This window comes from Enterobacter sp. Taxon_2, assembly GCF_058355295.1.
On the sequence record NZ_CM178024.1, the window covers coordinates 1,429,505 to 1,441,889 of the forward strand.

10 protein-coding genes are annotated in these 12,385 nt (G+C 59.8%); 3 read left to right on the forward strand and 7 right to left on the reverse strand.

Going from position 1 to position 12,385, the window contains the following annotated elements:
• Window positions 1–3 precede the first annotated feature (3 nt).
• Window positions 4–1,305: an MFS transporter gene (locus tag AC4IC4_RS06685; protein ID WP_032639084.1), complete on the reverse strand. Its 1,302-nt coding sequence runs from the start codon at window positions 1,303–1,305 to the stop codon at window positions 4–6.
• A 288-nt stretch (window positions 1,306–1,593) separates the two neighbouring features.
• Here AC4IC4_RS06685 and AC4IC4_RS06690 point away from each other — a divergent pair, with 288 nt between their 5' ends.
• Window positions 1,594–2,667: a LacI family DNA-binding transcriptional regulator gene (locus AC4IC4_RS06690; protein ID WP_491472394.1), complete on the forward strand. Its 1,074-nt coding sequence runs from the start codon at window positions 1,594–1,596 to the stop codon at window positions 2,665–2,667.
• On the opposite strand, the gene AC4IC4_RS06695 is transcribed toward AC4IC4_RS06690, so the two are convergent.
• From AC4IC4_RS06695 to AC4IC4_RS06710, 4 genes are all read right to left on the reverse strand, one after another.
• On the reverse strand, window positions 2,664–3,920 hold the full coding sequence (locus AC4IC4_RS06695; RefSeq protein WP_491472395.1) for a DUF1479 domain-containing protein: 1,257 nt from the start codon (window positions 3,918–3,920) through the stop codon (window positions 2,664–2,666). The two genes, AC4IC4_RS06690 and AC4IC4_RS06695, sit on opposite strands and share 4 nt — an antisense overlap.
• 149 nt (window positions 3,921–4,069) lie before the next feature.
• Window positions 4,070–4,885: a Cof-type HAD-IIB family hydrolase gene (locus AC4IC4_RS06700; protein ID WP_491472396.1), complete on the reverse strand. Its 816-nt coding sequence runs from the start codon at window positions 4,883–4,885 to the stop codon at window positions 4,070–4,072.
• A gap of 166 nt (window positions 4,886–5,051) precedes the next feature.
• Complete coding sequence (locus AC4IC4_RS06705; RefSeq protein ID WP_491472397.1) at window positions 5,052–7,484, reverse strand: formate C-acetyltransferase/glycerol dehydratase family glycyl radical enzyme; 2,433 nt, start codon at window positions 7,482–7,484, stop codon at window positions 5,052–5,054.
• A gap of 4 nt (window positions 7,485–7,488) precedes the next feature.
• On the reverse strand, window positions 7,489–8,388 hold the full coding sequence (locus tag AC4IC4_RS06710) for a glycyl-radical enzyme activating protein (protein WP_491472398.1): 900 nt from the start codon (window positions 8,386–8,388) through the stop codon (window positions 7,489–7,491).
• A gap of 128 nt (window positions 8,389–8,516) precedes the next feature.
• Between AC4IC4_RS06710 and fsa the strand changes: the two genes are divergently transcribed.
• On the forward strand, window positions 8,517–9,179 hold the full coding sequence (gene fsa, locus AC4IC4_RS06715) for a fructose-6-phosphate aldolase (protein ID WP_010428983.1): 663 nt from the start codon (window positions 8,517–8,519) through the stop codon (window positions 9,177–9,179).
• Between the two features lie 85 nt (window positions 9,180–9,264).
• Here fsa and moeB read toward each other — a convergent pair whose 3' ends face one another.
• Complete coding sequence (gene moeB, locus AC4IC4_RS06720; RefSeq protein WP_491472399.1) at window positions 9,265–10,017, reverse strand: molybdopterin-synthase adenylyltransferase MoeB; 753 nt, start codon at window positions 10,015–10,017, stop codon at window positions 9,265–9,267.
• A 1-nt stretch (window position 10,018) separates the two neighbouring features.
• Window positions 10,019–11,251 (reverse strand): molybdopterin molybdotransferase MoeA, encoded by a 1,233-nt coding sequence (moeA, locus tag AC4IC4_RS06725; RefSeq protein ID WP_491472400.1) that lies wholly within the window; start codon window positions 11,249–11,251, stop codon window positions 10,019–10,021.
• 187 nt (window positions 11,252–11,438) lie between these two features.
• Here moeA and iaaA point away from each other — a divergent pair, with 187 nt between their 5' ends.
• The gene (iaaA, locus tag AC4IC4_RS06730; RefSeq protein WP_048990358.1) at window positions 11,439–12,377 is read left to right on the forward strand and encodes a beta-aspartyl-peptidase; all 939 of its coding nucleotides are present in this window, start codon (window positions 11,439–11,441) and stop codon (window positions 12,375–12,377) included.
• Window positions 12,378–12,385: the final 8 nt, after the last annotated feature.

Here is a 12,385-nt window from a genome sequence, read left to right on the forward strand (position 1 = left end):
CTATCAGGCGCGCTTGGCGCGACGTTCAGCAATAAATGCTACCAGGAAGACAGCGCCAATCAGGTCAAAGAAGCCCATGGCGATAAAGAGCGGGTTAAAGCCGATTTTGTCGGCGGTCACACCGATTAACAGCGAGAACAGGAAACTGGCGATCCACGCCGCCGAGCCGCGCATGCCGTTGACGGTCGCCATCTGGCCTTTGTCGAACGACTCCACGACCAGGGCGCTCAGCATGCAGGAGATGATCTGGTGCCCGAAGCCGCCGATGGAGATCAGCACGATGGTGATATACGGGTCGCGGGTAATGGCCACGATGGCCAGCGAGATCATCAGGAACGCGCCGGTTACGGAGCTGGCGACGACCGAGTTAACGCGGGAGCAGCCGAACAGTCGGGTGTACAGACGCGTCAGGTAGCCGCTCGCCACGCTGCCGAGGTCGGCGGCGAGGAACGGCAGCCAGGCAAACATCGCAATCTGCTTCAGGTCCATGCCGTGCTCTTTGGCGAGGTACAGCGGCACCCAGAAGCTCAGCACCGCCCAGGCGGGTTCCGCCATAAAGGCCGGGATGGCGATACCGTAGAAGCGTTTGTTTTTCGAGACGGTTTTCAGCGCGGTCAGGAAGGGCAGTTTGACGGCAGGCGGTTCGTTATCCTGCTTGATAAACGCCAGCTCGTCCTTGCTCAGGTTCGGGTGCTGCTCCGGGTTATGGTAGAACGCCCACCACAGGATCACCCACACCAGCGCCAGCACGCCGGTAAACATAAACGCCCCCTGCCAGCCAAACGAGGCGTGAGCAAAGTAGATGATTGGCGGAGCCAGCATCGCGCCGATGGAGAAGCCCACGCCCGCCCAGCCGGCGGCAACAGGTCGTTCTGATTTCGGGAACCACTCACCGATGGTTTTGGCGTTAGCCGGGGTAGCGGCGGCCTCAGAGGCACCCATAAAGAAGCGCAAAATAGCCAGGTGCAGCCAGCTTCCGGCGCCCGCGTGGAAAATACACATCAGCGCCCAGATCCCGGCGCAGACCATAAAGCCAATCTTCAGGCCGATCACGTCAATCAACCACCCGCAGAGGGGCTGGAAAATGGTGTAGGCGATCTGGAACGCGCCAACGATCCAGGAGTATTGCTCGGTGGTGATCCCGAGGCTCTCTTTCAGCTCGGGGGCAAGAATGCCTAACGAATTTCGGGTGATGTAGTTAACGGTGACGCCAAGTAAGAACAGCACCAGCACGTACCAGCGCAGGTTCTTGATGACGCGACGGGTTTTGCTTGTCGCAACGGTGTTATTGATGTCCTGACTCATTTTACTCTCCACAAGACGGACGGTAAGGGGACGGAGGTTCAGGTGTCACACAGATTTTTATGCCTTTGATTTCTATCCGTTTAAACTGCTTAAGTTGGTATACAACTAGTATGGAAGTTGTGTGACAAGTTCACCTTAAGGGAGAAAATGAGTGGGCAATAGTGGATTTTGTGCAAAATTTCTCATAACTGACTCAACCACTCTGGCATGATGGCATTTATGTCAGTTATTGCCTGACGGATACGCTATGAAAATTTTTTCATTTCGCAAATGGAGCCAGATCACAAAATGGACAAAAGGCTAAAAATCACCGAAATCGCCGCTCGTACGCAGCTCTCGATCAGCACTGTGTCTCGGGTGCTGGCAGGGAAAGCGAATACCAGCGAAAAAGCGCGCACAAAGGTGCTGGCGTGCGCGCGGGAGCTGGGGGTGATGGAGGGCATGGCGGCGGGACGGCTGCTGCTCAATAGCCTGGTGGTTTTTGCCCCCCAGCGCGCCTTCGACGAGCGGTCCGACATCTTTTACTACCGCGTGATCCAGAGCGTGAGTAAAGGCCTGGCATCCCATGATGTGCGCCTGCGCTACTGCGCGCTGGAAGAGAACGACAGCGACGCCCAGCTTTTTCTGGCGCGCATGAATGAGCCGGATACTCAGGCGGCAATCCTTCTCGGCATTGACGATCCCCATATTCACGATCTGGCGGTAGATGTGGGTAAACCCTGCATGCTGATTAACTGCCGCGACCGGCACATGCGTCTGCCTGCCGTTGCGCCGGATCACCGCGCCATTGGCGAGCGGGCGGCGGAATACCTGTTCGAGATGGGACACCGTGAGGTGATGAACGTGCTATGCCTGCGTCGCTACACCATGGAGCTGCGCCTGTCGGGGATCCGCGACGCGTGGCAGTCCCATAACCTGACGTTCAGCGATAAACGCGATCTGCTGGTGGTGCCCAGCTTCAGCGCGCGCGAAACGGAACAGGCGGTCAGCAGCTGGCTCAGCGAAGTGCAGGGGAAAGATTTACCTACCGCGTTTCTGGTCGGCGGCGACTTTATGGCGGCGGGCACCATCAGCGCATTACAAAACCACGGTCTGCGCGTGCCGCAGGACGTCTCGGTGATGAGCATCGACGGGTTTAACCTGGCGGCGATCCAGGATGTTCCATTAACGGCCGTGCACGTTCCCCGCGACGAGCTCGGAACAGAAGCGGTATATATGCTCCAGCAGCGGCTCATGCGCCCGGACGCGCCGGTGGGGACGTTGCTGCTTAACGGCACGCTGACCGTGCGGGGATCCGTACGGCGGATACGTCAGGGGAAACGACGCACCGCCGTGGAGCGGGAAGGGCTGTACGACAGTTAGACCATGCCCAGCGCGCGCTTGCCGTGGATGTTGAGATCGGCCACGGTAAAGCGGTCCTGCCAGCTCTTTTCATAATCTTCGCGCGGGAAATCCCCCGGCGACGCGCCGGTCTCCAGCGCTTCCTTCACCTTCTTCGCATAGGCGAGGTTTTTCTCGCACATCGGTGCGGCGGGAATGTACATCACGTTGCCCCAGCCCTGCTGATTGTCCACCGGCGCGACGGAGTGGATCACATCGCAGTGCCACCACACGGAATCGCCTGCCTCGAGTGCCGGAATGCTGCTTAATGCCTCGATGAGCAGCGGGTGCCACTTCTCGGAAACCGGCAGCACGCGCCCCGGCGCCACACCGCACAGCTCGTCTTCCGGCACGTCGTCCAGCAGCGGACGCAGCAGAATGTACGCCATCGCTTCCGGGATGGGCACCACGTGCAGCAGCCCCTGGCCGGGGATCATGTCCGACAGCGCCGTCCACCCCTGGAAGGTGCGGAACACCGAGCATTTGGTGGTGTTATCGACGGTGTACTCTTCCACTTCGGTACGGTGCGCGGCGTTCCACGGATCGTACTTCTCGACGTTGCCGTCAAACACGCGGGCAAAGACCTGCTGATAAGCTGGAAGCAGCCAGCGCTCCAGTGCGCCGGAGTCGGTATGCGCGCCCAGTCCTTTCGAGGTGGTTCCCGGCGGACGGCGGCGGATACGGTCCGGATAAATCACGCTCACGTCCGGGTCAAACCACTGTTTGCCGTTGCTCTCGAATGTCCATAAACGGTTCAGGAACGACTGCACCTGCGCCATCTCTTCGCTCTGGCGCGCCTGCATCTGTGCCTGCGACCAGTAGATCGGGTAAATCTCCGGACGGGAGGCAGTCAGGGTACCAAAGAAGTTATCGCCTGGCCCTTTGTACACCTCGTCAAACTTGTTCAGATCGAGGTAGTCGAGCATCGACTGATCCCACGCCAGTGCCTGCTCGCGCGGGAAATGACCTTTAATCACCGCGCAGCCGCGGCGCTTAACGGCTTCGCGCTGTGCGTCGGTAATGGTGCCGTTTTTCACGTCCGCAAATGGGATCGCTGGCCAGACGGATTCGCCTTTGTTTTTAAGGGCGTTGATTTCCGCCACGCGGGTGGCAATTTTATCGCTGAGCTTGTTAAACACCGCCTGCACGTCGCCGATCTGCGCGCGCAGCTCACGTTTCAACTGACGGATTGCCGCTTTGTGATCTGCCGGTAAAGTTTCACTGGTAAAGGTCATAACTGCCTCGCATCTTTCATTCGAAAGTAAAAATGTCTACAAGTGATACTTTAAGTTAAAATTAAGTTAATGCAAGTTTAAAAACTTGACGCAAGCCACAGGACGGAAAAAGAGTGAGAAGCCGGAGCCAGGCTCCGGCGAGGAGAGGATCAGGCGTCGAACGGGGAATGGTTGTCGAGCACGGCCTGAATGACGTTGAGCGCGCCCTGATGGTTGTTGTCGTCGGTGCTGTAGCGGCTGATTTCTTTGATGCTTTCCGCCGCGTTGCCCATCGCAAAGGAATATTTCACCAGCTTCAGCATCTCGGCATCGTTGCCGCTGTCGCCAATGGCTACGCACTCCTGCGGGGAGATTTTCCAGCGCTTCAGCAGACGGCTGATGCCGTTGGCTTTGTGCAGGCCGGGGATAATCAAATCCACAAAACCAAAGCCGCTGGTGACGGGCTTCATGATGCCGTCCAGGGAGACGTGCAGCTTATCCACCAGATTAGGGATATCGCTGTCCGGCAGGTTCAGGGAGAACTTAAACAGCACGTCGTCAATTTCGCGGTAATCGCTGATGCGCTTTAAGCGGTGGTAGTGCTTTGACATCAGCGCCACGAACGCTTCAGGGGCTTTGTCGCTCACGTAGGCACTCTCCAGCCCGCAGGCCACGAAGTTCAGCCCTTTATCTTTCAGCAGCTCGCCAATGACGATCTGCGATTCATGGCGGGTCAGCTCGCCGTGAAAAATTTGCTCCCCGCGATCGAACACCAGCGCGCCGTTTTCCGCCACGAAGGAGATCCTGTCTTCCAGCTCCGGAAAGAAGGAGATGAGCTGGTAATACTGATTGCCGCTGGCGACAACGAATTCAATGTCGCGGGCTTTAAGCTGCTCAAACTGTGCCTGGAAGCGGTCACGATCGTACTGCTTGGCATCATCAAGAAAAGTTCCGTCCATATCGGTGACGATAACTTTAACGGTCATACTGTGCTCCTGGGTCACTGCGTTTTGAAACATTCTAATAACAAGGTGACGGGGAGCACAAATTTAATTTCGAATGAAAGTCAGAAAGCCGGGTGGCGGCTTCGCCTTACCCGGCCTACGGGGAGACTCTGTAGGCCCGGTAAGCGCAGCGCCACCGGGCGTTTTTTTACAGCGTATGCTCAGTACGGGCAATAATATCATCCTGCGCATCCGGCGACAGGGCGGTGAAGAACGCCGAGTAGCCCGCGACGCGCACCACCAGGTCACGATACTGGTCAGGGTGTTTCTTCGCCTCCAGCAGCGTGTCGCGGGAGACGATGTTGTACTGAATATGCCAGCCCTTATGCACCTCGAAGAAGGTGCGCAGCAGCACCATCAGCTTCTGGCGATCGCTGTCGTTTTCCAGCGTTGACGGGTTCAGCTTCTGGTTCAGCAGCACGCCGCCGAGAATCGCCTCGGTAGGCAGTTTACCCACCGAGCCGATCACCGCCGTTGGACCCAGGTGGTCGGTACCGGAAGCCGGGCTTGCCCCTTCCGCCAGCGGGGTGTGCGCCTTACGTCCGTCCGGGGTGGCCATCGTCGCCGCGCCAAACGGCACGTTTGCGGAAATCGAGGAGGTGCCCGCGTAGTAGTTACCGCCAATCGGGCCGCGGCCGTAGCGCGGGTTATGGTACTGCTTCAGCTCTTCAATGTAGGTCTGATAGGCGCGCGTCAGCAGCATATCCACGCTGTCGTCGTCGTTGCCGTACTTCGGCGCGCCATTGATCAGGCGCTGACGCAGCTGCTCGTGGGTCAGCCCGTCGAAGTCATCCGCCAGGGCGGCCGCCAGCTGTTGCTGGCCAATGACGCCCTGTTCGAACACCAGCTTCTTCACCGCCGCCAGGCTGTTGCCGAGGTTGGCGATGCCCACCTGCAGGCCGGAGACCCAGTCATACTTCGCGCCGCCCTGCTTGATGCTTTTCGCGCGCTCGATGCAGTCGTCCACCAGCGCCGAGCAGAGAATATCGTGGACGTTCTCCTCCAGCATGGTGTCGACCACGTACTCAATCTCGATGGATTTACGGGTGTAGTAGCGGATCTGGGTATCCCACGCCGCCATCACCTCGTCGAAATTGTCGAAGTTACCGGCAGAAAGCGCTTTTTCCTGCGGCAGGAATACCTTGCCGCTGGTGGCGTCGCGCCCGCCTTCCAGCGCCGCCAGCATGACGCGGGCGAAGTTGATAAAGCTCATGCCGGTGCAGCGATAGCCCCACTTGCCGCCCACCGCGGTTTCGATGCAGCCGATGGCCGCGTAGTCGTAGGCGTCGTCGCGCTCAACGCCGAGCTTGATGAATTCCGGGATCACGATTTCGTCGTTGTTGAATGCCGGCATCCCGAACCCGCAGCGGATCACCTGCACGCAGGCGTCGAGGAAGTCGTTGCTCATGCCCGCGTGATAGCGCACGCTCAGGTTCGGCTGGGTGGAGCGCAGACGACCGCAGGATTCCAGAATCGCGTACGAGAGCGGGTTCACCGCGTCCATCGGCTCACCGTTGACCAGCTTCTGGCCGCCGATGGTGACGTTCTGGTACAGCGGGCTACCGGCGGAAGCCTTGGAGTGCGAGCCGGAGCGGATCTTGTTCACTTCCAGCAGCTTCAGCCAGCAGCTGTGCAGCAGCTCGATGGCGTGTTCGCGATCCAGGCTCTGGTTCAGCTCCACGTCGCGGCGGTAGTACGGATAGAGATACTGGTCCATACGCGCGAAGGAGACGGAGTGGCCGTTGGACTCAATCTGCAGGATCAGCTGAATGAAGTAGCACAGCTGCAGCGCCTGCCAGAAGGTTTTTGGCGGCTCGTGGGCAATGATGTCGCAGTTTTCCGCCATCGCCAGCAGCTCGTCGCGGCGGCTTTCGCGGGTTTCGGTTGAGGCCATCTCGCGCGCCAGAACGGCGAAGCGTTTGATGTGCAGGCTCACCGCTTCCAGCACGATATCAATTGCCTTCAGGAACTGATCGCCGTGCAGGTCTTCCAGCACCGTCAGGTTGATGCGCGAGCGGCGCTCGGCCACTTTGGCGCGCAGGCCGTCGAGACCTTTCTCCAGCACCAGTGGGAAGTTCACCGCCAGGTGCGCGTCGCCGGAAGTCATGTTGCCTTCGGCTTTGATAATGCCGGTTTCCAGCAGGCCTTTCTGCTCGTCGGTGAACATGCCGTAGCAGCGGTCCTGCACCGTCTGGCCGCGCCACCACGGGCAGATCTCATGCAGTACGCGCTTGTTCTCTTCGCTCACCGCAAAGCCCGCGCCCGGGCGATCCGCCAGGTCGTCGATCTCTTTCTCAATCCAGGAGACGGTGTATTCCGGGAAAATCGGTGCGGCGCGCACTTCGCTGGCCTGGTTACCGATAATCAGCTCGTCGTGTTTGATCCAGATGGTACGCTCGGCCAGGTGATGGGCCAGCGCCAGGGCGCGACGGACCGGGATCGGCTTGTCCATGTGCTGCTGGTACATTTCGGTGTAATGCTGCGCGCGCTCAGTACAGACCGGCGGCTTAACGATATGCACCAGCGCCGTTTTGTGCGCCTTAATGCGCTCGCTGAGGGTGTTGAGATTCAGGGTCGTCATAAGTTTATCCTCGTAAGGTTGCGGTTAACCCTTTCTGGCAGGCGTACTGCTGCGCGAAGTCCAGCAGGGCAGGGTTATCCAGCGGTTTGTCAGGGGCAGAGTAGGATTGGCCGAGCAGGGTGTATTTGTTCATGCCCAGCGTGTGATATGGCAGAAAATGAATATCGTCGACGCCGAGCTCATCGGCGGCGAAGTTGGTAATGGCGGTGATCGAGGCTTCATCCGCGTTAAAGCCCTGGATCAGCGGCACGCGGATGGTGATCGTTTTCCCGGCGGCGGCCAGGCGTTTCAGGTTGTCCAGGATGCGCTTAGCCGAACCGTCCGTCCACTGTTTGAACACCTCTCCGTCGACGTGCTTCAGGTCGGCGAGGAACAGATCGACGTAAGGTAATGAAGGCTCGATATAGTGCCACGGCACGTGAAGGCAGGTTTCGACGGCGGTGTGGATACCCTGGTCATGGCTGGCTTTAAACAGGGCGTGCGCCAGCTCGGGGTTCATAAACGGCTCGCCGCCGGAGAGGGTGATCCCGCCGCCGCTGCGGTCGTAGAAGGGTTTATCGCGCCGTACGGTCGCCATGATCTCCTCGACCTGCTGCTCTTCACCGCAGACGGTCAGCGCCTGCGTCGGGCAGCAATCGGTAAGGGCATTAAGCGTCTCTTCATTCAGCTTTTCGCGGTGGATGACCAGGCCATTCAGCGCGCGTTCGATACAGTCCGGTGCCGCCTGCTGGCACAGGTCGCAGCCGTCCAGACACAGGCGCGCATCAAACAGCACGTCCCGGCTGCGGGAGCGGCTTTCCGGGTTCTGGCACCAGCGACAGCCCAGCGAGCAGCCTTTCAGGAACACCACGGTTCGGATACCGGGGCCATCGTGGGTAGAGTAACGCTGAATATTGAAGATCATGATTTCGCCTCTCGTATTGCATATGAAGATTAAATGACTTTCGAATGAAAGTTATCTTGATGCAGGTCAACTCTTGAGTAGGTTTTGTCGTGATAGGGTAAGTGCAGGCTAATTTTGAGGGTGACATCATGGAACTTTATCTCGACACATCTGACGTTGCGGCAGTTAAAAAGCTGGCGCGTATCTTCCCGCTGGCGGGCGTGACCACCAACCCAAGCATTGTGGCGGCAGGTAAAACGCCGCTGGACGTGTTACTGCCAGAGCTGCACGACGCGCTGGGCGGTAAAGGCCGCCTGTTCGCCCAGGTGATGGCGACCACCGCCGAAGGGATGGTGGAGGACGCGCGCAAGCTGCGCGCCATCATTAACGATCTGGTGGTGAAAGTGCCGGTGACCGCAGAGGGGCTGGCAGCAATCAAGATGCTGAAAGCGGAAGGCATCCCGACGCTGGGCACGGCGGTGTACGGCGCCGCGCAGGGGATGCTCTCCGCGCTGGCGGGTGCCGAGTATGTGGCGCCTTACGTTAACCGCGTGGACGCGCAGGGCGGGGACGGGATCCAGACCGTGGTTGAATTACAGCAGCTGCTGACGCTGCATGCCCCGCAGTCAAAGGTGCTGGCCGCGAGCTTTAAAACCCCGCGTCAGGCGCTGGACTGCCTGCTGGCTGGGTGCGAGTCCATCACGCTGCCGCTGGACGTGGCGCAGCAGTTTATTACTTCTCCGGCAGTGGATGCGGCGATCGTGAAGTTTGAGCAGGACTGGCAGGGGGCATTTGGAAGGACGTCGATCTGATACTGTTGCCGGGTGGCGCTGGCGCTTACCCGGCCTACGTTCGAGCCGTTGTAGGTCGGGTAAGGCGAAGCCGCCACCCGACTTTTTAGTGACTACACACCTCACACCCCGGGTTACGCATCAGCTTCATCTCGCGGAACTGGCAGGTCATCGCGTCATATATCACGATTTTCCCCGCTGCGGGCGTGCCGTAGTTCGCCAGCACTTTGATCGCTTCCATTGCCTGCAATGAGCCAATCACGCCGACGAGCGGCGCCATCACGCCCGCCTCAACGCAGGTCAGCGCATTCTCGCCAAACAGACGGCTCAGGCAGCGGTAGCAGGGTTCACCCTCGGCGTACGTGAAGACGCTGATTTGCCCCTCCATGCGGATTGCCGCGCCGGAGACCAGCGGGGTTTTGTGGGCAAAACAGCCCGCATTGAGCTGGTTGCGGACGGCGACGTTATCCGTGCAGTCCAGCACCAGGTCATGCTGCGCAATCTGCGCGGAGAGCGCGTCGTCATCCAGCATTGCGTCAATCAACGTGAACTGAACGTGGGGGTTGAGGCGCGCCAGCACAGCCCTGGCGGATTCCACTTTCGGCTGGCCCACCGTCGCGTCGCTGTGCAGCGTCTGGCGTTGCAGGTTCGAGACCGATACGGTATCGAAATCCAGCAGCGTCATTTTTCCCACGCCCGCTGCGGCAAGATACTGCGCGGCGGCGCAGCCCAGACCGCCCAGACCGACAACCAGCACGCTGGCTGCCTTGAGCGCTTCCTGGCCCTCGAAATCAAACCCGCGCAGCACAATCTGGCGGTTGTAGCGCATCATCTCCGGGTCGCTCAGCTCCACCGTCATGTCAGCCTCCGAACAGGTGGTTAAAGCGCTCGACCTCAACCCACTCGCCTGCTTCCACGTTACCGCGCTCGCGCTCCAGCACGATGAAGCAGTTGCCCAGAGTGAAGGAGCTGAAAATGTGCGATCCCTGGTGCCCGGTGGTGCTCACTTCGAGCTCGCCGTCCGCGTTGCGCGCCAGAATGCCGCGCTGGAAATCGAGGCGGCCCGGTGATTTTTTCAGGCGCGTGGCGGCACGAACGCGCTGGCGTTCCGGCAGCGGGTTAGCATTGTTGCCGGAAAGCTTCGCCAGCAGCGGGATCACCAGCTGGTAGAAGGTGAGTGCCGCCGAGACCGGGTTACCCGGCAGGCCGCAGAACCAGCTGTGTGAAAGCTTGCCAAACGCGAACGGCTTGCCCGGCTTGATCGCCAGCTTCCAGAAGGCGATTTCACCCAGCTCCTCGAGGATGGTTTTGGTGTAATCCGCTTCGCCCACGGAGACGCCGCCGGAGCTGATGACCACGTCGGCTGCGTTATCCGCCTCGATAAACGCGGCGCGCAGTTTTTCCGGATCGTCAGGAATGATGCCGAGGTTAATCACTTCGCAGCCCAGCTGCTCCAGCATCAGGTGTACCGCCAGGCGGTTGGTATCGTAAATCTGGCCGTCCTGCAGCGGCTGCCCCGGAAGCTGTAGCTCGTCGCCGGTGGAGAAAACGGCGACGCGCACTTTACGGATAACGTCGATGTCCGCGATACCGAGCGAGGCCAGGACCGGCAGCTCCGCCACCGTCAGCTTCTGTCCGGCAGCAAAGACCGTCGCGCCGAGGGTAATGTCCTCGCCGGTACGGCGGATGTTCTGGCCCGCTTTAACGTTCGCGGTAAAACGCACGCCGTCGTTGGTCTGTTCGGTCTCTTCCTGCATCACCACGGCGTCGCAGCCTGCCGGAACCGGTGCGCCGGTCATGATGCGCACGCAGGTGCCCGCAGGCCATTCACCGCTAAACGGCTGACCCGCAAAGGCTTTACCCGCCACCGGCAGGGCGTTACCCGTCTGGAGATCCGCCAGGCGTACCGCGTAACCGTCCATCGCGGAGTTATCAAACCCCGGCACGTTAAGCGGAGAGACGATATCGCGCGCGGCAATACGGCCAAAACAGCGCACGAGGGGCAGCGTCTCAACGTCATGCAGCGGGGAAACTCGGTCAAGCATCTGCGTGAGTGCCGTCTCAAGCGGCATCAGTCCGGCGGTAAAATCCATGGTGGGCTCCTGCGGAGTAACAACGAAAGCGTCCATTATGGCAGAAAAGTGCGGCTAACTGTATGACCGAAGGGTGCACGCTTTACATCACTGTTACGTCTTTCTATATTCAAAAATCATCTGAAGTTTCGTCGACGATAATGATATTTATAGAAAAAGCCGCAAAACAGGCTAACGGGTGATGCGAATGGTTAAGGCGGTAATCGCAATTCATGGCGGGGCCGGGGCAATCACCCGAGCACAGCTCACGCCTGAGCAGGAAAAACGCTACATCGACGCGCTGTACGCCATTGTGGAAACGGGCCAGAGAATGCTGGAAGCGGGCGAAAGCGCGCTGGACGTGGTCACCGAGGCGGTGCGCCTGCTGGAAGAGTGCCCGTTATTTAATGCGGGGATCGGTTCGGTCTTTACCCGGGATGAAACGCACGAGCTGGATGCCTGCGTGATGGACGGCGTCACCCTGAAAGCGGGGGCCGTGGCAGGCGTCAGCCACCTGCGTAACCCGGTGCTGGCCGCGCGTCTGGTGATGGAAGAGAGCCCGCACGTGCTGCTGACGGGCGCGGGGGCGGAGAGGTTTGCCTTCGAACACGGAATGGAGCCGGTATCGCCGGATCTGTTTTCCACGGAAGCGCGCTATCAGCAGCTGCTGGAAGCCCGTTCGGCGGGCATGACGCAGCTTGACCACAGTGCGCCGCTTGATGAAACCACCAAAATGGGCACGGTCGGCGCGGTGGCGCTCGATAAAGCCGGGAACCTCGCGGCGGCGACGTCAACGGGCGGGATGACCAACAAGCTGCCCGGACGCGTCGGCGATAGCCCGCTGCCGGGCGCTGGCTGCTATGCCAATAACGCGACGGCGGCGGTGTCGTGTACCGGAACCGGGGAAGTGTTTATCCGCGCCCTCGCGGCCTACGACATCACCGCGCTGATGGATTACGGCGGTTTAAGCCTGAGCGAGGCCTGCGAGCGCGTGGTGATGGAAAAACTGCCTGCCCTGGGCGGCGTCGGCGGACTCATTGCGGTGGATCGTGAGGGCAACGTGGCACTGCCGTTCAACAGCGAAGGTATGTATCGCGCCTGGGGCTATGCCGGTGATGAACCGAGCACGGGTATCTATCGTGAATAAGGGGGCAG